This is a genomic window from Thalassobacterium sedimentorum, from assembly GCF_031127905.1.
Lineage (GTDB): Bacteria > Verrucomicrobiota > Verrucomicrobiia > Opitutales > Coraliomargaritaceae > Thalassobacterium > Thalassobacterium sedimentorum.
The window spans coordinates 91,516-113,410 of sequence record NZ_JARXIC010000006.1; the positions used below are offsets into that span (position 1 = coordinate 91,516).

Annotated in this window: 18 protein-coding genes; 1 reads left to right on the forward strand and 17 read right to left on the reverse strand. The window is 49.0% G+C overall.

What is annotated here, in order from left to right:
* Position 1: 1 nt before the first annotated feature.
* The 17 genes from QEH59_RS05235 to QEH59_RS05315 form a co-directional block, all read right to left on the reverse strand.
* Positions 2–1,708 (reverse strand): SpoIIE family protein phosphatase, encoded by a 1,707-nt coding sequence (locus tag QEH59_RS05235; protein ID WP_308984305.1) that lies wholly within the window; start codon positions 1,706–1,708, stop codon positions 2–4.
* Position 1,709: 1 nt separating this feature from the next.
* Complete coding sequence (locus QEH59_RS05240; RefSeq protein WP_308984306.1) at positions 1,710–2,819, reverse strand: ATP-binding response regulator; 1,110 nt, start codon at positions 2,817–2,819, stop codon at positions 1,710–1,712.
* Positions 2,820–2,880: 61 nt separating this feature from the next.
* On the reverse strand, positions 2,881–4,062 hold the full coding sequence (locus tag QEH59_RS05245) for a hypothetical protein (protein WP_308984307.1): 1,182 nt from the start codon (positions 4,060–4,062) through the stop codon (positions 2,881–2,883).
* A gap of 4 nt (positions 4,063–4,066) precedes the next feature.
* Positions 4,067–4,798: a sugar transferase gene (locus tag QEH59_RS05250; protein ID WP_308984308.1), complete on the reverse strand. Its 732-nt coding sequence runs from the start codon at positions 4,796–4,798 to the stop codon at positions 4,067–4,069.
* 97 nt (positions 4,799–4,895) lie between these two features.
* Positions 4,896–6,422 carry a 4-alpha-glucanotransferase gene (malQ, locus tag QEH59_RS05255; protein WP_308984309.1) on the reverse strand — a complete coding sequence of 509 codons (1,527 nt, stop codon included), beginning with the start codon at positions 6,420–6,422 and terminating at the stop codon, positions 4,896–4,898.
* A gap of 143 nt (positions 6,423–6,565) precedes the next feature.
* Positions 6,566–7,723, reverse strand: a complete 1,158-nt coding sequence (locus tag QEH59_RS05260; RefSeq protein WP_308984310.1) for a GIY-YIG nuclease family protein — start codon at positions 7,721–7,723, stop codon at positions 6,566–6,568.
* A gap of 2 nt (positions 7,724–7,725) precedes the next feature.
* Positions 7,726–9,645 carry a DEAD/DEAH box helicase gene (locus QEH59_RS05265; protein WP_308984311.1) on the reverse strand — a complete coding sequence of 640 codons (1,920 nt, stop codon included), beginning with the start codon at positions 9,643–9,645 and terminating at the stop codon, positions 7,726–7,728.
* Entirely contained in the window at positions 9,645–10,154 is a 510-nt protein-coding gene (locus QEH59_RS05270) for a Fic family protein (protein ID WP_308984312.1), read from the reverse strand. Before QEH59_RS05270 ends, QEH59_RS05265 begins: the two co-directional genes overlap by 1 nt.
* A 126-nt stretch (positions 10,155–10,280) precedes the next feature.
* Entirely contained in the window at positions 10,281–11,033 is a 753-nt protein-coding gene (locus QEH59_RS05275) for a DUF3800 domain-containing protein (RefSeq protein WP_308984313.1), read from the reverse strand.
* A 287-nt stretch (positions 11,034–11,320) separates the two neighbouring features.
* A complete protein-coding gene (locus QEH59_RS05280; RefSeq protein WP_308984314.1) occupies positions 11,321–11,716 on the reverse strand; it encodes a DUF4326 domain-containing protein in 396 nt (131 codons plus the stop codon).
* 11 nt (positions 11,717–11,727) lie between these two features.
* Positions 11,728–13,128: an RNA-directed DNA polymerase gene (locus QEH59_RS05285; RefSeq protein ID WP_308984315.1), complete on the reverse strand. Its 1,401-nt coding sequence runs from the start codon at positions 13,126–13,128 to the stop codon at positions 11,728–11,730.
* Between the two features lie 176 nt (positions 13,129–13,304).
* The gene (locus QEH59_RS05290) at positions 13,305–15,968 is read right to left on the reverse strand and encodes a class I SAM-dependent DNA methyltransferase (RefSeq protein WP_308984316.1); all 2,664 of its coding nucleotides are present in this window, start codon (positions 15,966–15,968) and stop codon (positions 13,305–13,307) included.
* A 136-nt stretch (positions 15,969–16,104) separates the two neighbouring features.
* Positions 16,105–17,358: a signal peptidase I gene (gene lepB / locus QEH59_RS05295; RefSeq protein WP_308984317.1), complete on the reverse strand. Its 1,254-nt coding sequence runs from the start codon at positions 17,356–17,358 to the stop codon at positions 16,105–16,107.
* 60 nt (positions 17,359–17,418) lie between these two features.
* Positions 17,419–18,138, reverse strand: a complete 720-nt coding sequence (locus tag QEH59_RS05300) for a 5-oxoprolinase subunit PxpA (protein ID WP_308984318.1) — start codon at positions 18,136–18,138, stop codon at positions 17,419–17,421.
* A complete protein-coding gene (locus tag QEH59_RS05305; RefSeq protein WP_308984319.1) occupies positions 18,126–18,977 on the reverse strand; it encodes a 5-oxoprolinase subunit C family protein in 852 nt (283 codons plus the stop codon). The genes QEH59_RS05300 and QEH59_RS05305 overlap by 13 nt, the downstream gene beginning before the upstream one ends.
* Positions 18,974–19,627 carry a 5-oxoprolinase subunit B family protein gene (locus QEH59_RS05310; RefSeq protein WP_308984320.1) on the reverse strand — a complete coding sequence of 218 codons (654 nt, stop codon included), beginning with the start codon at positions 19,625–19,627 and terminating at the stop codon, positions 18,974–18,976. The genes QEH59_RS05305 and QEH59_RS05310 overlap by 4 nt, the downstream gene beginning before the upstream one ends.
* A gap of 4 nt (positions 19,628–19,631) precedes the next feature.
* A complete protein-coding gene (locus tag QEH59_RS05315; RefSeq protein ID WP_308984321.1) occupies positions 19,632–20,321 on the reverse strand; it encodes an LbetaH domain-containing protein in 690 nt (229 codons plus the stop codon).
* A gap of 251 nt (positions 20,322–20,572) precedes the next feature.
* On the opposite strand from QEH59_RS05315, the gene hflX reads away from it, so the two are divergent.
* Positions 20,573–21,868, forward strand: coding sequence for a GTPase HflX (gene hflX, locus QEH59_RS05320; protein WP_308984322.1), 1,296 nt, complete (start codon positions 20,573–20,575; stop codon positions 21,866–21,868).
* Positions 21,869–21,895: the final 27 nt, after the last annotated feature.

Below are 21,895 nucleotides of genomic sequence, written 5' to 3' on the forward strand. Positions count from 1 at the left end.
ACTATTTACGTGTTAAAATGAGAAGTGTTTCGTCATCCTCTTGCTCAATCGCCTGCAGTTTACGCGCACCAAGCATTTTACTTTGCAGTTTAGTCCAGAGTGTTTCGGCATCCAAGTGATTATTTGAAGAAAACCACTGCACCATCGCTTCCCAGCCAAAGATGTCCTTGCCCTGCGTCCATTCATATAATCCGTCGGTAACCACAACCAGTCGATCCTGCGGAGAAAGCTCAATTTGATGTTGGGCGTATTCTACTTCTGGAAATAGGCCGATGGGAGGACCAGTCGAAATCAGTTCGCGCATGGATCCGTCTGCACTAAAGAGCAGGGCAGGGGGATGACCTGCGGCAGTATAGGTGATGCTATTGGACTCAGGGTTGAGTTTAAAAACAAAAGTGGTGATAAACATAGTCGCGCCCTCTAATTGACTCTCAAGTGCTTGATTCACCCCCTCAATAAAGGTGGCCAAGTTGCCGCCTCTATAGGAATAGGCGATAAATTGACTACGAAAGATTCCAGCCAGAATGGCAGCGGAAACTCCCTTGCCCATCACATCGATCACACAACCCAGATATTCACCAGATCGATTTTGGCGAACTTCCACAAAATCCCCTGCGACCTCCAGTGCACTGAGACTACTAAAAAACAATTCATAGCCTGGTATCTCTGGTATGACTTTTCTTGTGGGCAGTAACTTCTGCTGTAATTCAGTCGCAATATGCATCTCCGTAGCTAAGCGCTTGCGCGCATCCTTTTCCAAGTCGAGTAATTCGCGACTAATTGAGACGCCAATAATGTCGGCCAAAGCACGCAAATTACGAATATCATTAGACACGATAACATGGTCCTCGTCTTCACAGCCCACTGCAATCAATCCAACAATCTGATCGCCGACATATAACGGAACGCAGCAACCCACCGGATATATGGCGCCCTCGCTAAAGGGACAGTTGTTACGCCTGGTGGACCAATTGATCGAGTCGTTTTTCTGCAGTATCTCTGCATCTTCATCGGCGACATGTCCAAATACCCCATAAGACTTTATCGTGCCAAGCCAGTGATAAATTTGATTTTTCTCAGGTTGATATAGCTCTAGATGTATTGCCGAGTAATCGCGGGCATCCATAAACATGTTCAGTCCAGATTGCACAAACCGATCGATACGTTCATCTTGTAAGAGGTTTGCAGCCATCCGGTCAAATAAAGACAGACTCTCATAACAATCAGAGAGTTCATCCAATATCGCATCCATTTCAGGGTTGAGCGGCAATACGCTATTCAATCGTTTATAAAATTTACCGACCTGCGCAATATACCCTCGTGCACATCGCCAATGATCAAATTGATCAGCAAATTCATGAACAATATATAAACCGCGTCCGCCTTCAGACAAAGGGTCCTCTGGAAGCGTTGGATTGCGCGCCACAGCGTCGGCAGGGCCTTGGCCGCTATCCTGAGCTAATAGCCAAACCGAATCCTTTACCGACCACCAGCGAATGTAAATGTCGGCATCAGGAGTGTCTTTGCAGCCGTGCTCGATGGCATTATTAACAAGTTCAGTAAAGGCAAGTTTCCAGCCGTCTTTCTCGCTGTCATCCAAGCCTAATGAAAGCAGAAAATCGATGAAGCGTTCACGTATCGCTGGTATTTCTTTAACATTGGCACGGAGTTTAAATTCAGTGACATAAAGTGCAGACTCTTCAGGCATATTATTCTGTTTTGGATTCTAGTGCTAGGCAGATAGTCAAGGTCTGATCAGGGCCGTGTTCCGCCCAGCCATTTATACCTAAATAAGCAATCATTTTTTGGACACACAGCATGAGTATATTAACGTCCTGAACTCGTTTACGCTTAGTGCCTTCCATAGGCTCCAAGATGTGTGCGAGCTCGACGGCTTCCATTGGACGCGTGTTGCCATTTAATCGTAATAAGAGACGCTCTGCATTGCTGCGTTCGATTTCTATATGTAATTGCAGCGCAGACTCCGGCCCCACCAAATTACTAAAATTACGGAAGAGGATTAATATCAACTCCTCCAATAGCGCTGGTTGGGTAATGACTATAGAGTCGTCAAATTGAGACTGAAGTTCCAGCACTTGTGTATATTCCAATTGTTCGTAACGCGAGACCACTCCTTCCAATATAGTGGCCAAGCGAATCGTCTCTGGTTCATGCCACTCTCGGACTCTAAGATTCTTGAGGATAACCAGCGCTTCAAGTATCGTATCGATGTCATTAGCAGACTTATGAATATAACTTAAATATTCGTGCCACTCCTCACTAACTTCAACTTCCGAAAACTGTTCTGCCAACTCTTCTGTAAAACCACTAATACAAACTATCGGACTCTTCATGTCATGAGCAATGAAGTCTATGATGGCGTCAAACTCTCCAATCGAGTAGTTCTTCGCTTGTCCCACAGTGTCCATTTCCTCGCGTAACTGTAGTAATTCCAACTGAGTATTTAAGATTGAGCAAATTTCATCTTCAAATATGGGTTTCATTGCATATCCGGATGCGCCTGATTTGAAACATTCCACACGAAAAGCATCCTCATCTCCATCGCTAATCATGAGGATCGGAGTTTGTGCGAATGTTTCATTCTCTCTAATCCGCTGACAACAATCAAAGCCGCTCATATCAGATAGAACACTATTTAAAAAGATCACATCTGGATTTGCGAGTTGACTGCGCATCAGTGCGGATCTGCCATTCTCAGCTACTAGTATACGATGCCCTTGGCTATTTAAGATATGAGTAAGTAGGTCTAACGACATCGTATTATCGTCGACGAGTAAAATTGTTCGTGGTTTAAACATGTGTGTGGGGATCAAACATTGGTTCGAGTTCTGAAACAATTAGATCTATATTATCTTTCTGTTAATTCGTTAATTCGAATAATTCCATTAACCAGTTATCAAAAAGTTGCCGGCATAGCTTGGGATCGGTGGTCGCCTGATAAACACAGTGCAAGGCCTCATCCATCTCACCAGGCTTTGGAGCCCCCATCACATCAGCATAACTAAAAGCTCCCGCGGGTGCCTTACGCAATATAAGCTGCCATTCTTCCGGCAACTCGGCAATGCTCTCGGCATCTCGCGGCGTCACTCCAAACAATGCTAATTTCCCCTGAACCACTAAGCGTAACCAAGGCCCACGATCCTCTACCGCACGACTGTTTAAACAAGGCCATTGCTGGGCATCAATTCCCTTGAAAGTCGCATCCGGCTGACTCCGTTTTCGCCAGCGCCAGAGCAGGCGCATGGCTCGCAAGCGGTCACGTAGAGATGGCCGCTGATAAGTGCTGGATTGGCTACTTTGGCTTTGCAGACTCGATGCAACAAAGGCTTCCAAGCCCCGAACATAGGCCTCATTTTTTAAGCTTAGTAAATGATTGCGATGGATGATGCCATCCAATAAATCGGTTTCAGGGCCCAAATAAGTGTGTGCCGCTAAATGGGCGCGTTCGATTCGGCTATTGCCCGCGACGATGCAACCATCTTCAACCACAGCCCCGGGGCCAATGACAGCCCCCGGGCCAATAGAAACATGATTGCCTAGCCAAAAGGGCGGATTTAGTTCGACCTCCGCTGCAATTTCACAGCTGCGACCGATGGCTGCATAAATACCATAACTTTCAGTCTCTTTTGTAAAACTCTCGAGCCACTCTTGCTCAAGTTGGTGCCAATATTTGATCAAGCCCCAACCTGCAGCGGGTTCCTGCGCCAAGGACGGAGTGCGAGGTAGGTGGTTCACGCAGTCGTCCACCTCGATGTCAGCAATTGATGCTAAGGTGACGATCTCAATTTCAATGGGCCAAAGTGTGGCTCTATCAATCGCTTGACGCACATCATTAGGGCGATCCGAAATATAAAAAATAACTTTTTCCGAGCCTTGATCCACTGCCGCATCCAACCAATGAAACAGCAGTGCTTGTTCGCCCACTTGCCACAGAGCAAAAGGTAAGCGTCGTTCCCAGACAGTATCGAGGTGTCCCCAGTCGGGGAGGCTCAAGCGCCATACGCTGGGACCGGTTCGATTTAATTCAGGAATTTCACTCATGAACTTAATAAGCGCCCTTGCCCAATAATACCGCAGGCACAGTCTTGATTATAATCATTAAATCGCCCCAGAACCCTTGCGAGTGGATGTACTCCAAGTCCAGTCGCACTTGCCCTTCGAAATCGATATCTGCCCGACCGCCAATTTGCCATAAGCATGTAATACCAGGCTTGGCTCTGAGACGGCGTAAGTGCCGTGCGCCATAGAGTGCCACTTCGCGTGGAACGGGTGGGCGCGGCCCCACCAATGACATATCCCCGATTAATACATTAAAAAATTGCGGAAACTCATCAATTGATAGCTTACGAATCCATTTACCCGGCTTAGTAATGCGTGGGTCATCCTTCATTTTAAAGGTGACCGCGCTATCGCCGTGCTCGTTTTGTTCTAAAATTTCGTCCTTAATTTGATCGGCGTTTAAAACCATCGAACGAAATTTCCAAATTTCAAACAATTGGCCGCCATCGCCGACTCGAATTTGCTTAAATAACACAGGGCCTCCATCATCGAACTTAATCGCGAGCGCTGTGATAAAAAAAATAGGCGAACTAATGATGATTGCGCATAAGCTGCCAACGACATCGACTAATCGTTTTATGACAAGCGTCAGTCGTATGATGATACGCCAGCGTAGTCGTTTTAAAACGGCTCGTCGATGCCATCTCTCGACATCGCCGGAGAGAATTTCCTGTGCCCAGAAATTGTGATCTGCTTGCTTATCTTTGGATTCGGTCACGGCTCTAATAGTAGTTAAGCGTGTGCTCACTACATATGCCAAAATGTGGAATTAGAGCAGAACAGGCAAACAAAAAGAAGGCCGTTTGTGAGTATTATCAACGACCAAATAACTCAATCTGCTCGCGAAGATAATGGGAACTCTCACGCTGTAATTGCTCTAACTGCTCCACCTGATAGCGCCACTGCCAATTGCCAATTGGAGCACCGGGAGTATTGAGTCGTGCCTCGGCCCCCAGGCTCATTAAATCCTGCAATGGAAAGACCGCCAAATGAGCACTCGAAGCAATCGCAGCGCGGATAAAGTCCCATGCGATCGCATCACCGGAAACCTTCAAGTAACGCCGAATATGATCCTGAGTTACGGCGTCAAGTGATCGATACCATCCAAGCGTCGTATCATTATCATGTGTTCCAGAATAGACCACACAGTTGCGATCATAATTATGAGGCAGATACGCGTTGTCTGCTTCACCACCGAATGCGAATTGCAGCACCGCCATGCCAGGCAAACCAGTAGCTAGACGCAAGGCATTCACCTTATCGGTAATGACACCTAAATCCTCGGCCACCAGTTTTGCATCGGGACATGCGGCTTGTATGGCCTTAAACAACTTTAAACCGGGGCAGGGGATCCATTTACCGTTGCGTGCGGTTTTTTCATCTGCCGGCACGGACCAATACGACTCGAAGCCACGAAAGTGATCCAAGCGCACAATATCATAAAACTCCAAATTCGATTGGATACGCTGGATCCACCAAGCAAAATCTGTTTTCTCATGCGCGGACCAATCGTAGAGTGGATTGCCCCAAAGTTGACCATCTGCAGCGAAATAATCGGGGGGCACGCCAGCGACTGCTTTGGGCTGACCATTCTTCTTCAGCTGAAAGAGCTCAGGGTTTGCCCACACATCCGCACTATCGAGCGCTACGAAGATCGGAGCGTCGCCCATAATTTCAACTCCTTGACTGCCAGCATAAGCACGTAGTTTCGCGAGCTGCGCATAAAACAAGTATTGATAAAATACGTGGCCGTCTGCCGCATCCAAGACCTCAACTGACAAATCCTGAGTACGTGCAATGCTCGCATTACGGTAGCCGCTGGGCCATTCCTGCCACGGTTTATTGTCAAAGCTCTCTTTTAGTGCAAGAAATAATGCATAGTCCTCCAGCCATTCGTTCTGAGCATTGCAAAATTTACTGATGGAGCCGTAATCTAAAAATTGTTTCTTCTGACTCGCCTTGAATCGCTGGTAGGCATTGCGCAAAATCGGCCAAAAAGCGTGATAAACAGCACCATAATCCACATGATCGCGGGGGAGCTTAGCCAGTTGCGCGTATTCGTCGTCAGTGACGAGCCCTTCATCCCGCAATGGTTCTAGATCAATAAAGTAAGGATTTCCCGCAAAGGCCGAAAAGCATTGGTAGGGGGAATCGCCGAAACCAGTCGGTCCAAGCGGACAAATCTGCCACACAGACAAACCAGAAGCCTTTAAGAAATCAATGTATCGATACGCACCCACGCCTAAGTTGCCAATTCCTGTGTCCGAAGGTAGCGAACTAATATGCAGAAGCGCCCCAGCGGTGCGTTCAGTTAACCAGTTATAAAGAGGTGCGTGGCTCATAGTGAAATATGGAGATCAGTAAGTAGGAGACTGGTAAGTGAATGAAATAGTTCGGGCAGTGAGCTACTTTGATTTCATGCCCCCAAAAACAGCCTGTGTTTTGCGCTTTAGGGCACTCGATTGCAACCTCTATTCAGAGCGTTTTAACGAGCGACAATGAGGCGACTTGCGTGGTCATACTTGAAATTGACAATCTCTCCCGTTATCACGAGCCGTATCGCCTCTTCGATTACCGGGAGTGGGGCCAGAAACCACTCCCGTGGCGTATGCCGTTTGCCTGTATGGTCATATACATCCACCTCCAGGCAGGCATGCCCCAAAAACTTATGTAAAATCAATTCGAGCTTTTGCGGATTCAGATTATAACACTCAAAAGAGCTAAGAATCCGCACAGGCGCCATCAGGTAGGTGGGCTCGTCTTGGGCATTTTTGATCCTCTCTTCAATGGCACCACGACAAAAGCCGATTTTATAGAGGTCTGCTTTAGTTGCTATTTCAGTTTGCTGGCTTAAAGACTTCAGCACGTAGATGTGACCGCTGGCGGTGTCGGCCTCAGTCACTGTGTTCAATTCCGGAAGTAGTCGATCCTCGTGCTCGGTGACGCGGCGGCCATCTTTATAGAGCTCTCGTGCTAGCGAGCGCAGTAGCATGTCAGACTCAGTGCCGTTCTCAAAAATACAGCGTAAGCGTGCATTGACCTTGCCACCCTTATTTTCCTTTTCACCGACCTCGGCCACGTAGGCCATAATGCCTCTGAGCACAAAGAATTGCCCTTTTTCAATCTGCTGTTCATTGGCGAATTGTAGTAGCTGACGTTTGCCTGCGCGAAGCTCTTGCTGGCAGGCCTTAAACAGTGACTCAAAATGCTCGAAATCCTCACAAGGCTCGCGCTGTGCGATGTAGTCGGGCATGTCCAGCTGCTCGGGCACGTGTTTTAAACGAAAAATGTCGGATGCATCGTCATCTTTAAGGATGCCGAGATCGTCGTCTTCAAAAATGGCTTCGATACTCTCCGGAATCGGGGGCGGTTTTAGTAGGCCATATTCGTCCAGACTGGCGAGTGCTTTAATCGACTCGGGAGAGTTCCGAATGCCCTCAAGGCTCATCGCTAAGGTCGCCTCCTGCATGTTGAGCGGGTCTTTCTTCGGTTCGCGGTCATGCGTTTGGTAAAACTCTGAGATTTTGAAGAACTTCTCGATTAAGCGCTCCTCAGAGCTCATGGCGCTCGATTGCGAAGCCTTAATCTCGAGCAAGCCGAGATCGTCGTCTTCAATCAGTTTCCTAAGTGCTTCGGGATCCATGCTTACAAACCTTGTTGGCGTCGTTGCTGCTTTATAAACTGAATCGCTTGCGCCATGCGTTTGACTTGCGGATCATAGGCGGTCAACGGCGGCTCATACCCATGCTCTTTGACGTAGGCTTTGATCTTGGGCCACAGTAGGAGTGCCTCCTGCTCGGTGATTTGTAGGCGGTTGGTTTCAATACAGCCCATAATCGCTTTTAACACGGGCGCAGTGACTTGCTTGGACAGGATTTCATAGGCTTTTTGGAAGGGGTTAATCGAATCGATCAAGTCGATGCTCAGCTCATCGATATTAATGAATTTGCTGCCCATTTTGATGATTCGCCGGTCGCCACTGTCTTCCATCACCGCACCCGCCATCACAGAGTCGACCACGACATGCTGCCGCAGCTCTTCTGCTTCGCGCGCGTCGAGATCGGGATATTTGGTTTGGATTATTTTCGGGATGAGAATCTGATTGATCACCTCTGGATCGACCCCGCCCGGCATCGCCTTCTGCATCGATTTGTCCTGCAAAATCGTCGCCTTCAGATCATTGAGGTCCGATTCGATGATGTCTTGCACGCGTTTTGAACTCGGCTCCTTCAAGCCGCGAATTTTCAGCTCACCGGGTGCATTCACCTCCTCATCTGACACCCGGGTTTTAAATTTAAAATTCGGTGCCAACACCTGCTCCATCAGCAACGAGCAAGTGATTGCCTTGAGCATATTATTGACGGCAAAAGTAACTTCGTCGTCCTCTGCATCGGGCTGAGCGATCAGATTGGTAAACTGCGCATGCGTCTTATTCGGACTGTCCCGGGTGCAACGACCGATGATTTGAATCACCTCAGTCAATGAGCCTCGATAGCCCACCGTCAGCGCATGCTCACAGAAGGGCCAGTCAAAGCCTTCTTTGGCCATGCCTAAGGCGATGATCAAATCCAAGTCTTCCGGCTTTTTCAGATTTCGCAGCGCGTGAATGGTGACTGCTTGCGAGTCGCCTGCGTCCCAGACCAGATCGGCCACTTTCAGCAGCTTGCCGTCGGTCTTGCGCTCGACCGTCATGATCCGCGTTTCCGGATCGGTGTAGATGACGGGGCCAATCGAATCCAAGATCGCGCCCACTTCGCCATGTTTATCTTTAGTCGATTCGCCCGCATTCGGGCTCGGGATGTGCAAAATCGTTTTCTTGTCGGTATCCAGCACCTCAAAGATCGCCGAGATATATTTGCCCTGATAAAAGTGATAACCGATCCCCAGCGACTTCAAGTGTTGGTAGCCGTTGAGTTGCTCGTAATAGTTGTAGGTGACGTGGCGAAACAGTGCTTCGTCTTCGGGGGCCAGCACGGGCACGCTATCGCCACGAAAGTAGGAACCTGTCATCGCGACGATATGCGCCTCCGTGTGCGCAAGCACATCGCGCAGGACTTCGCCCAATTGATTTTCGGAGTCCGCCGAGACGTGGTGAAACTCATCAATCGCCAGCAGCACATTGTTGAGTGCCGAGCTTTCAATTTCCGCAAAGGCGCCGCGCAGGGCGGCATGGGTGCAGAGCAGCACCTTTTCGTCACTCGCGAGGAAGTCTTTAAAGAGCTGCCGTTTACTAGCTTCGCCTCCACTAGAGCAAAGGTCAAAACGCGGATTCAGCTCCCAATCGTAAGGAAAACCATAGGCTGACAAGCGAGTAGGGGCGAAGGAAGCCGCGATCGAGCGTTCCGGCACGGCCACGATGGTCTTCGCGACACCTTGCTGGTGCATCTTGTCCAAGGCCAAAAACATCAAGGCCCGCGATTTCCCCGAAGCCGGTGGTGCCTTGACCAGCAAATATTGCGCCGTGCGCTGCGCATAGACACGCGCTTGCATTTCTCGCATGCCGAGCGCGTCGGTATTGGTGCTTTGACCGGTCTGACCGTAATTAACTTCGATGAGGTTGGGCATTAGAGTGTTTTTAAAAGTTCCCGTCCTTTGGCAGTCAGGCGGTATTTTTGCGTCGGGCTATTGGGGGATTCGGGATTGGTTGGTTCAATATAATAGGCTTCCAATGCTGGGGCGATGTAGTTGAGCCCAAAGTTTTTTCGATCTTTCATGTCGAGAACTTGCATGAGTTCGGCACGACTCATCTCACCATTTAGCACTGAAATGAGTCGACTTACTTGTGGGGTTACTTGAGGGGTTACTTGAGGGGTTGGTACCTTTAGTAGGTCGGCCGCCAAATCCTGCCAGTCTGCATTCGGATGCACGGGCAGGCGCACCAAATAGTGGCTGCGGTCTTCATCTGTTTCGAACTCTGGCGTTGGCGAACCGTTGGCCGCCATCACACGCAGCATCTTCGGGATGCCCGTTGAGCGGCCTTCGGTGAGTTCCAGTTCTTTTAAAAATTCGCCTATGCGACGGTTACGGTAGCGGCGACTCACTGCTTTACCTTTGCGCAGTGCATTAGTTCTCATGCAAAGTTGGTGTGTGATCATTATGTAGGATTCCTTGACAAGAAAAGTTTTGTGAGAGATATTTGCATTGGACTGGGAATTCTCGGTCGGCAAGCGCTCTCTGGAAACGGAGGCGCTTGTTTGCGTTTAAGAAGGGAATATTTTCCAACCAGAAACTCCATGACTATGATAAACTTTTTGTTGGACAATTGGATAGGCCCGGTTGCCGTGTGCTGGATTTAAAATGTGCCTTGCGCACGGATGTGCGCATAAATCGGCAAGTTGTGTGCCTACAATATTGTCATATTTTGTTCTAAATACCAGCGAGCAGTTCATGCTTCGAAATTGATCTGAAGGCATCTGGTGCGTGCCTTTTGCCAGCACACGATAAAAAACTCGTTCAAGGCTGTGATCTTCTTTTTTACCCCGAGCCTCGGCCACAAATGGTAATTCACTGATAGCATGTTGACACATGAAATGCCTCACTCGCTCCATTGTGAATTCGAGGGCTAATTCATAAGGGTTCTTAGCTCGATCTCCGTAGCGCTTCAGGTGAGCATCTTTATGAATTGCTGATATGAATACAGTATAGGGCAACGAAGTCATCAATGCGGAGAGTTCTAGCATAAAATGTTTTCGTTTTTCTGGGTGCTGCAAGAAACTGAAAGGCCCCTTTGCTTTGCGGATATCACGACTATGTAAATTAACTCCTTCGTGATTCCAGTAACTTAATTTTAGTTGATTAACTGCTGGAAGTATCTGCTTCAAATATGAACTGCGTTCAACTAGGATACATGACAGCAAAAACAGGGGGAAGTCTCGATCAATACGTCGCATTTCATGATTACCACATTCATCAAGAAATGCGATATATTCTGAATTGTTCCCGATATTCTTCATGCTATAAAACTGAGTGCTCCCACTCCACAGTCTTGTTGTGGAGGTTATCGGGAATCGAAATGGAGAGGTGGTGGGTGGTCATGGGTGACTTGTTTGCTTCTATAATCTCTGTTTTTCTGCTAAATGCGGCTTCTTGTGCATGTTCTTCTACTTGGTGTCTCTACTTGGTGCCTTGGGGTATTTCATACAGTTCTTCGTGTTTCTATCTGATTGATTGTTAGTATCTAATGGAGTCATACACTTAGTGCCGGTTCTATCTTAAATTTATCGAAAACGGGTGGGATAAATCATAATTTATTTGCCAGCTCTAGAAGCAGATCTGCATGACAAGATGTGCCGATCTTACACCAGCAAGCTAAGTTCTTTCCTCGCAGCTCTGAAAGCTCACAGCCGGAGGGGAGGCCATACTGTAAGAGCATGGAGCGATAAAACTCGACCGCCTCGGAAACGTCACGGGCAATGTATCCCTGAAAAGCCGACGGGACATGGGTTGCTGGCTTTCCCACTGAAAATGGATTACCCCACCTGCCCGGACGGCAAACGCTCACCGTGTTCGGCGGCATCTTCCAGCCCTTCGTTCGCTTTCGTTGCACTCGCTGGGGACCGTTTTTCAAGAGCTCCCGTTTCACAGTCTTGCCGTGGAGGATGTCGGGGATCGAGATGGGGAGGTGGTCGGTGGTCATGGGATAAGTTGTTAAAGTAACCTGTTTATATCGCTGTTGTTTCTAGCATAAAATGCGCATGCAACTGTCAAAGGATCGGACTGGTTGAAACGCGACAGCCAATGTCCTTTTTCATCAGGGCTGAGAGTGGATGTGGCCAAGATTATCGAGCGCTTACGCCAATCACTGGAATTATCAACTTGATCTTTGAGGTCCCGTATCATGTGCCATTGGCCATATCTGGCGGCTAGAAGCGGTTCATAGCGCTCAACGCTGTAATTATCTGCCTGATTCAAATGTTCACGAACTTCAGCAAAAGATGAAATGTTTGGATTCTTAAGAGTAGATGCTAGCCACCATTGTTGAAAGTAGGGGAGGTTCCAAACTGCATCATTAGATTTGAGGGAATCGAGAAATTCTTTATAAAATCCTTTTTTATTATCCTTGTCGATTACATCAAAATACAAACAAGCGTCACGTAGCACGGGCAAAAACTTAATGGAGTATTCCAGTAATCCTTCGATAATTTTGTTTGTTTTTAGGGCTCTGGAACGTCGCAGCACAAATTTTGTTAGTCCTAGAGGTAACGGATCGTCGGACTTCACTCTTTCAAATAATTCACCAATTACATTCCGTTCAATAGCTTTTGCATGCACACTAGTAATCTCAAAGTCATCTGCGATAGATGCATCTAATGTGCTTACGAAATTATCAACAATTTCTGTGTTTTTCTCCTCCTCGAGTTGCTCTTCATCAATAAAGGCGCGATTAGAGAAATCCTCAATGCTCCATATGCCTGTTTTGCTTGTGTTAATGGGCAAGCGGTGATTTCTGAAAAGAATTTCAGTCAACCCTCGTAATGCTGATAGTGCAGATAACTCGTCCTTAAAAAAGATACGAAAATCATCTACATATCTGCAAAATACCAAGCCACAATTGAGTAAGTGTTGATCGATATCAATTAGAGCTGCTTCCGATAGAATGATTGATGCAGATGGGCCAACTGGAATTCCTTGAGAATGATGGTTAGAGGCCATGTCATTCAGTGAATTCTCAATTGCTAAGGTTAATTCTGTATTTATCGCAATAGTGTCTAGGTTGTTACGGATACGGTGATGGCTAATCTGACTATAAAAATCTGATAAATCTAAAGTTAGAACGCGGCTGAACTGCCCTGATAGAATGTGCTCTCGAGTTTTTCGCTGGAAATCCTTATACCCCGTATTGCCGTGAAAAAAATCACCGTCGTTAGTTGTATTAATTCGATATGAACAGGAGACGCTTTGACTTTTGGGGATCCGCAGCTCTTCCAATTTCTCAGAAGTCTCATAGCAAAGCGCAGTGTAATATACGCAATCTGTAGGATCCAAAATGCTTGCGATACGAAAGCCGCCTTTAACCTTTGGGATAGATATGCGTAAGGGGACTTTCAAGGGGGAGTCCTCTACGCATCGTTGAGAAAGTTCCTTGGCAATTTCGGGTCTGTGTATACTAGCAGCCTTATACTCAAGGGGAACTGGTAGAATGTCAGAATCGCCAAATTTCTCCAAATGCTTTAGAGCCCATTCTATAGATGCTTCATTGGGGACATATCTTGAACGGGTAGCCACTATTTCTTCTCCTTCTCTTGTTCAATCATTGCCTCATATCGTTTGAAGAGGTGTTCGAGGCGTTCTTCGTCGGAAGAGAAGGGTGCCTTGCGGTAAATGCGGTCGACGGTGAGGTCGAGTTGCTGGTGGGCGGCGCGGAGGCCGGCGGGCATCTTGTCGGGATCGTAGAGCTGCGCCATGGTCTTTTCGGGGTGATTCTCGCGTTGCTGCAGCACTTCCATCACGTGCTCGGTGAGGGTTTGCTTGTGGGCCTCGTTGAGTTTCGGCACGGGGAAGGTGTTGTAGCAGAGTCCGGCGGAGTAACGTAAACGTTCTTCAAGTCGGCCTGCCACGGCACGCACCCAGGTCATGTGCATGCGCGAGGTGAGGAGGCCGAAGATTGTGGGGTTGGCGTCGTAGATGCCAAAGGCTAGATCTGAAATTATCGTTTCGGCGGGAAGAAATGCGATTGGAATATATTCACGTCTTTCTGATGAAACTTTTGGAATGATTATTGATTGCGCATCATGGTGTCTAATTTCTCCAAAAAGGTGCGGTTGCTCTGCAAGTTTTCGAGTGGCCTCTCTTGTGCTATAGTTTCGATGTTCTTCTACCAATTTGATACGTTTTCCGATGAAAGAATCCTCTCCAAAATCGGTTGGACTTGAGCCGAGCAACCATAGGCAGGAACGACTTTGACCACGGATGAACTCAGCAGATCCAAGGAATTTCCTAACAAATCTAATATTGTTTGGGTCTTCATTTAGTAACTCATTCTTCTCGGTGTCTGATAGAATTAATCCACCACCATCATTCGCCATACTTCCGAAAGATAACTCAGGAATGTCAGATAGAAGACGCCTTCTGGATTCTACGTATACATTATGCGCCTCAACTAAATATGGATTAATGTGTTGAACCTCTTTTCGATGAACACCACTGAACAGAAAGTTCTGCTTTTCACCTGAGGATGCGACACCCACCACGACACAAGTGACGCCGGCATTTCCCTTGGCACTATTGGTCCATTTAAAAGATTTGTGTGCGAAAAAAATCTCAAGGTCATTGCCCAGTAAGTGGGGCCAAATCATCGCAACTTGCTCGCCTTGGCAAATTGAGTTGGTCGAGACAAAGGCGTAACAGGCATGGCTGCCGCGAATATATTTGGATGCTTTATAGAACCAGCAGGTAATATAATCGAGACTGTTGACGCCCTTTATTTTTCCAAAAACTGAGGCCATATCAGCCTTGTGCGATTTACTCTGCACACGTGCCCCCAAATACGGCGGATTGCCCAAAATATAAATTTCATCTTCGGCTTCCTTGGGACAAACGTCTTCCCAGTCGATACGGCAGGCGTTGGCGCAAACGATCTTTGCGCCATCTTTTAGCGGCAAGTTGTCCGGTGCTTGGCCGCAGACTTTTTTCGACTCCAGGTTCATCTGGTGCTCAGTCAACCAGAGGGCGAGCACGGCGGTTTCGGCGGCGAAGTCGCTAATCTCGATACCGTAGAATTGGCTGACCTTGAGGCCAGATAGCGGAAGTTCGCCCGTGTCCTTTTGTAGCTCACGAAAGATGTCCATCTCCAAGCGGCGCAGCTCTTTATACGCGATGATCAGGAAATTGCCAGAGCCGCAGGCAGGGTCGAATATTTTGACCTTGGCAATCCGATCCAGCAGACGGTGCAGGGCAGGGGCTTTGCCCCGTTTGAGGGCAGTCGCTTTTTCGAAGGCCGCTCGGAAATCATTTAGAAAGAGGGGCTCGATCACCTTCATGATGTTGGTGACGGAGGTGTAGTGTTGACCAAGATTATGACGTTCCTCGGGGTCGATCACCGCCTGAAACATCGAGCCAAAGATGTCGGGATTGATGTCGGACCAGTTGAGTTTGCCCGCCTCAATCATCATGCGGCGCGCTTTGATGGAAAACTCAGGAATTGGAAAGTGATCCCGAAATAAGCCGCCGTTGACGTAGGGGAAGTCCTGCAAGTGTTTCGGCAGGCCGTCACGCGACTTGCGGTCGAGCAGATCGAAGAGTTTGACGAAGAAATCGTGCAGATCCGAGGCATCCGGCGCGGTGTGCGAAGCGATGCTGTTACTGACCGCATTCTCGTCAAAAATACCGGTATCCTCGGCAAAGAAGCAGAACAACAGGCGGGCCAGAAAGACATTCATGGCGTGCGGGTTACGCTCGATGAACTCCGGATTGTGCGCCTTGATGGCGTCAAAGAGCTTGGCCATGCGCTCCGCAGCATTTCGATCCGCAACACTCTCATTGGAGAGCTTTTGCTTTTCCATGCCCGCCAGTGGCAGGAAGAAGTCGAAATGACTGCCCAGGTCCGCCAGCGCACAGTGCAGCGAATCCGCCGTCTTGCGGTCGAAGGCGACCACGTGCTCGAAATCAGTCACGAACAAGAAGCGCGGATCGTGCGACAGCGTGCCTTTGACAGCTTTGAGCGTTTCCAGCGCCTCAAAGAGGTCGTCCGTAGCTGGCGCAAAATAGAGCTTTTTCTTCAGCAGCAGTTCGCCGTCGTCCTTGGCCAGATTCATTTGGCCCGATTTCAAGCGGGCAATCGAGGCCTTGGGCGTGCCGTAGGCCAGCAAGAATTCATAAACAAATTCTGCTTGAGAGTGGGAGTTTTGGGCTAAGGCCTGCACATTGGCAGCCACTTCAGAGTAACGCATGTAAGCAGAGAAGTGGCTATGTGTCAGATCGTCAATTCAGTCTTTAATCCGAATTTCACAAATTAGACATAATATATATTGTGCGCTAAATATCAGCTTAATTCAGGGGAGCCTGAGTTGGGCCTTTCAGTGTGGATTATTCAGCCAGCCCCCAGCGCTTGGTGAATGGATAATAGATGAAGACGGCTTTACCGATGACAGCTTTCTCTGGCACGTAGCCCCAGTAGCGACTGTCGAGGCTGTTGGCAGAATTGTCACCGAGTGCCACAAATTTGCCTTCGGGGATATTGGCTTGCACTCCGGGCCCCGTCATCAGTTTGGCTGGTGACGCGGCATTTTCACTAGGATACACATAGCCACCATATTCGCCTTCTTGACGAGCATTGCGCCCGTAGGCTTCAACTTCGTCGCGTGGTTCGCCGTCCACCAGCAAGGCGCCATCTTTGATTTCGATGGTTTCGCCGCCCACACCTGCGATGCGCTTGATGTAGTATTTATCCACGATATTGTCGTGACCACCTTCAATGCCTGGGATCTCACGAGTCCGGAAAACAAATGGATCACCCGCTTGTGGGCGTTTGAAATGGTAGCTAATCCGGTCCACGAATAAGGCATCACCCAAGGTAATATCAAAACGTAAAATGGAATCCCCTGCCTGTGCCTGGGTATGCAAATCCAGCGCGTAGCCAGTGCCGCCCGATGTTCGAATAAGTTCTGGCTCAACACCTTCGAAACTATCGAGTAATGTACTCTGCATGTCGAAGTCTGCAGGGACGCGGATCGAATGTGGGACACCGCCCACCAGTATGGTATATTCTGCTAAAACAGCAGGTAGAATGCCCCATTTCTTGCCCTTTACCTGCTTAAAATAGATACGCATTCCGCCATCATGGGTGGCGGCCATTGGAATCTGAACATCACCACTGTTTTGAGCAACCAAGGCTTTATGCCTAGCGCCAAGAGTTAGAAAGCGAAAGGTCTTGGTCAGCGTTGCAGGAGCGTCGTTCTTATCTTCGTATAGGACCGCATTCATACCACTATAGGTGGGATACATCGAGTTGGTAGGAATAATGAATGGTTGAAAAAAGAAGGTGCGGATACCAATCACGATGATCGCAGCGACTAAGGCAACTTCCAGATTATCATTCCAAAAGGTTTTGGGGTACATTTTGCCGCCAATTTTACGCAATAAAGCATCCAGTCGATCCATGGCTACAGCGAGTGCTTCCGTCTTCGCGGATTGATCACGTATCATACCATCCACTTCGCCGACTGCTTTATCTAATTCAGCAAGACGAGCTTCCGAAATTAAGTCTCGGCGATAATGAAATACTTTATGCGCCGCTTGCAGCAGTTCCTTAGCGGCCTTTTTCTGTTTTGAAATACTCACGGCTTAGAGTTGATAGTCAGTGTCACTGTTGAGGCTAGCTAATTCTCAAGGTGAAACGCCCTATTTTGTATGATCGATCCAAGTGCGCAACTTCTGAACTAATTCTAGCGCATCGGGGCTGTCGCCATGCACACACAGTGTGTCTGCTAGCAGTGAAATTGCGGCTCCGTCGCGCGTCGGCCATTTACCAGACTGCTGCCACCGTGTTAAGCGCGCACACGCCTCTGGCGCTGTAAATACAGCTCCTGGCTCGTCGCGTGGGACGAGTGAGCCGTCTGATAAATAATCGCGATCGGCAAATGCCTCATGCAGCACCCGAATGCCAGCAGCTTCAGCACGAGCTGCCAAGCGACCATGCGCTAGCGCCATGACTGCGAGTTTCGGACTTTGCCGTAGCAAAAAGTCGATATAAACCGTAGCCAGTGCAGGCTGCGTTTCGACCGCGTGATAAAGGCTGCCGTGCAGTTTAACGTATTCTGCACAGGTCCCCAGTCGTGCTGCGAGGGCTTGAAATGCGCCCACCTGCACCTCTAACAAGCGTTTAAATTCGTGGGCTGTTAGCGAGCAGGGACCGCGCCCACCTGCCGACGGCAGACCTGGGTGTATACCGATGGCGACCTGATACTGCAGCGCTAACTTTATAGTTGCTTGAGTTTTCTCAGGATTGCCAGCATGGACGCCACAGGCAATATTCGCGGCATCAATAAGAGAAAGAAATTGAGCGGTCCGCGCCAGTGGCTCGTTTTCACCGAGGTCACAATTGAGAATTATGTCTGCCATGAGAATGTCAGTTTCGTGCCAGGAACACATTGTGCAAGACGATCCAGATCGGTGTCTGCCAAAACCGCAATTTTTGGGTAGCCACCAACAGTAGGCCCGTCGTGCATAGTGATGATTGGTTGCCCATTACCTGGAACTTGAAAACTGCCGGGGAGCACGGGTTCACTCGCGATCGATGCAGGCACCTCCAGCACCAGACCTTCTAAACGATAGCCAGTGCGGTCAGACCGAGTGGACACACTCCACTCATTGGTAATAAATTGCTGCTGCGCAACGGAACTGAAGGAAGTAAACTGTGGACCTCGATACAATTTCAAGTGAATTTCTTGTCCTGGAATATGGGACTGCTGATCACGTGCAATACGCCGCGCAACTGCCTGCGGAGTGACTATTGTGGGTTGCGCGCCCTGCGACATGATGCGGCTGCCAGCTTGAATCGGTAGTCCCATACCATTTCTCACATCCACCGCAACACTCCCCAGCCATGAATCCGCCTGTACTCCTCCAGGCAATGCGAGATAACTATAGCGCCCAGTAGCTTTTTTATCAAAAATCAATCGCTGACCGGCTGCGACAGGTTGCGCGCAACCTGTCGCAAAATCACTGCAAAAATCCCCTCCCGCCAGTGCTAACCACATATCTTGGAGTATTTGTATCTTGGCACCTTGTTGTACGATTTCCAACAATGGAGCTTCTGGCGCATTGCCCAGTAGCGTATTTGCCAAAGCCATCGAGCGAGCGTCCATCGCCCCACCCGCTGGCACTCCATAACGTCGCCAACCGTGACGCCCCCCGTCTTGTAGCGAAAGCCCGGATCCGCATGCCAGTATCTCAATCACAGTCGTCCTTTCGGTTGAAAACGCACTTGATCCCCCGGAGAGAGTGAAAAAACTTCACGGGCACAAGGTCGCACCGCACGTGCGGTAGCAAGATCAAATAGTTGAAAGTCCGTATGTCCCAAAATATGCCAGCCACCTGGACTAGCCACCGTATAAATGCCAGCATGTGGACCACCAATTGCCACCGAACCAGGTTCAATTCGGTTGCGCGGCGAGCGCCGACGATCCAAGTGCAAACGAGGGTCTAAGCCCTGCAAGTAAGGAAATCCCGGACTAAAGCCAAGCATGTGAACGGAATAAATCGACTGACAATGCAGCTCGACGACCTCTGCTACAGTCAATCGACAAGCGTCAGCAATGGCTTCCAAATCTTCCCCATTATAGTCTACTGGCACTGTATAGCTACGAGCGCCTGGAGGCAGGCTGGGAGCGCCCTCTGCTGCGGATAGGTGCTTTGCCAGGCAATGTTCCGCCCAGACTTGAGCACTATCCACACAGATTCCAATGAGCAAGAGGCTGTCGTAGCCCACCACATACTCCTGACAGTGCTCAGGTAGATGTCGCGTTAGCGAATGAAGTAAACAGCTACGTTGCTGCGCGTTTAACGATGCGAGTAACACACCGCGATCTCCATACGGCTGAACAATCATAAGTCTAGTCGGTGCGTGGTGCTTTCAAAATCGGTTGCTTCAGGTACGCAATTGTGTTTTGAGCCAATGTCCCACGAAACGGCATGGCCGGCATCACCAATGCTCGCTGCCCCAGAATCGAACCGGGGTTAAGCACCGCGTTGCACCCGACTTCCGCATGATCGCCAATGAGTGCCCCCAACTTACGGAGCTCCGTCGTTTGCTTGGATCCGTCCATTAAGGTAACAGGAACCAGTGACTGATCCAAGCGCAAGTTAGAACAAATGACTCCCGCACCGAGGTGTGCGCGGTTGCCTAAAACACTGTCGCCCACATAACTGAAATGCGGCACTTGCACAGCGTCCAGTAATAGACAATTTTTGAATTCGCATGAATTTCCAAGCACACAGTTCTTACCAGCAATCACATTTCCACGAATATAAACGCCCGCTCTGAGCTCGCAGCCCTCCGCGATGTAAGCAGGCCCTTGAATGGAACCAAATGCGGGTAGTTGAACACTGGGATGGATATATACATCTCCTTTAATTTCTAAACCAACAGGCCTCTCTGCAGGAAGTACCTTGGTGCTAAAATCATAATTAGCCAAGGCTTGCTTAATCAAAGGAACCCACTCCCAAGGTGCCAATTCAGGGGTGAAGACCGCCTCGAACGGTAGGGATTTTGGGAATTCAAATAATTCGGATGCAGTGAGCATTTCACCAAGCAAGTCAAAATCAAGGAGCTGGCGAATCAAAAATGAAAAGCAGCTGCACGGGGCAAACTTACTGTACTTTGGAGTGACATGGGCTGTCACCCGGCCTTCTCCCCCCGCCTTCACTGCCTGCTGCCCATTGAGTGCAACTCGCCCCTCCCCACCACGATTCCTTTACGAATTCCCCATTTCGTTGTGGATTTACTGAAAAAGACACGTAAGTTGCGCTGTTACTCTTTTGAAAAATATAGACCGTGCACGACGTTAAAGAAAGACCCACCGTAGTAGAACGCGCCATGTTAATTGGCGTGACGCTCCCTGATGACACCCCCACAAATACCCGTAGCTTACTCGATGAACTTCGCGAACTAGTGGACACTCTAGGTTTCGGAATCATGCATGAGCGCATGGTATCCATTCGCAAGCCTCAGGCGAAATTGCTGGTTGGTTCGGGGAAGGCCCTTGAACTGATCGAAGAAGCAAAGGCCTATGATTGCGATGTGATTATTTTTGATAATGAGCTGACCCCAGCACAACAACGCAACTGGGAGCAGCTTGCTGAAGATAAAATCCTAGTGATCGACCGCCAAGAGGTCATACTCGATATTTTCGGCGATCGCGCACAAACCAAGGAAGCCGTGTTACAAGTGGAGCTTGCACGCCTGGAGCACAATTTACCACGCCTCAAGAGCGCGTGGACGCACTTGAGTCGCCAACGTGGCGGTGGCTCCATGCAGCGCGATGCGGGGGAAACGCAGCTCGAATTGGACCAACGCATGGTGCGCACTCAAATAACTCGGGTGAAGCGCGAGCTGGAAGGTGTGATCCAGCACCGTGAAACACAGCGTAAGAAACGTATGACTGTGCCGGTGCCAACCTGTGCAATCGTTGGCTATACTAATGCTGGCAAATCCTCCTTGCTGAATAAATTAACCAATTCCAGCATTCTCGCGGAGGATAAACTGTTTGCAACTCTGGACCCCACTTCACGTCGCTGCCCACTCCCTTCCGGGCAGCCTTTAGTGATTACAGATACCGTCGGTTTTGTGCGCAACCTGCCTCACCGTTTAGTAGATGCCTTCAAGGCCACCTTGGAAGAGGCCATCGTATCAAATTTCTTAATACATGTATTGGATGTAAATAGTCCCGAAGTCGATGCCCACGCGGCAACCACTTTGTCCGTGCTTAAGGAGCTCGGCGCCAAGGACAAAAAAATCATCACTGTATTCAACAAGATTGATGCGCTGTGGGATGAAGAAACCAAAGATGACCTGGCACTACGCTTTCCAGAGGCCCTCTTCATCAGCGCGCACACCGGAGATGGTCTGGATGCATTACAAGATCGGATGGAAGCGATTATCGAGGCTGATTTTGCACAGCTACGGCTGATGATACCACATGAGCGTTATGATCTGGTGGCCCGGCTGCACCGTGAAGGTGGGGTTCGCAAAGAAGAAGCCCGGGATGAAGGCACCTACCTGGTCGGCTCGGTACCAGAGCGTATGATGTCAGCATTACAGCCTTATGTGCTACACGAATCCGAAGCTTGACTCAACTCAGGCTAGTTGCAGGGGGTG

Coding starts and splice junctions, on each gene's coding strand:
- QEH59_RS05235 (WP_308984305.1), bottom strand. CDS start 1,708: ATGCCTGAAGAGTCTGCACTTTATGTCACTGAATTTAAACTCCGTGCC.
- QEH59_RS05240 (WP_308984306.1), bottom strand. CDS start 2,819: ATGTTTAAACCACGAACAATTTTACTCGTCGACGATAATACGATGTCG.
- QEH59_RS05245 (WP_308984307.1), bottom strand. CDS start 4,062: ATGAGTGAAATTCCTGAATTAAATCGAACCGGTCCCAGCGTATGGCGC.
- malQ (WP_308984309.1), bottom strand. CDS start 6,422: ATGAGCCACGCACCTCTTTATAACTGGTTAACTGAACGCACCGCTGGG.
- QEH59_RS05260 (WP_308984310.1), bottom strand. CDS start 7,723: ATGGATCCCGAAGCACTTAGGAAACTGATTGAAGACGACGATCTCGGC.
- QEH59_RS05265 (WP_308984311.1), bottom strand. CDS start 9,645: ATGCCCAACCTCATCGAAGTTAATTACGGTCAGACCGGTCAAAGCACC.
- QEH59_RS05270 (WP_308984312.1), bottom strand. CDS start 10,154: ATGAGAACTAATGCACTGCGCAAAGGTAAAGCAGTGAGTCGCCGCTAC.
- QEH59_RS05275 (WP_308984313.1), bottom strand. CDS start 11,033: ATGAAGAATATCGGGAACAATTCAGAATATATCGCATTTCTTGATGAA.
- QEH59_RS05280 (WP_308984314.1), bottom strand. CDS start 11,716: ATGACCACCGACCACCTCCCCATCTCGATCCCCGACATCCTCCACGGC.
- QEH59_RS05290 (WP_308984316.1), bottom strand. CDS start 15,968: ATGCGTTACTCTGAAGTGGCTGCCAATGTGCAGGCCTTAGCCCAAAAC.
- QEH59_RS05300 (WP_308984318.1), bottom strand. CDS start 18,138: ATGGCAGACATAATTCTCAATTGTGACCTCGGTGAAAACGAGCCACTG.
- QEH59_RS05310 (WP_308984320.1), bottom strand. CDS start 19,627: ATGATTGTTCAGCCGTATGGAGATCGCGGTGTGTTACTCGCATCGTTA.
- QEH59_RS05315 (WP_308984321.1), bottom strand. CDS start 20,321: ATGCTCACTGCATCCGAATTATTTGAATTCCCAAAATCCCTACCGTTC.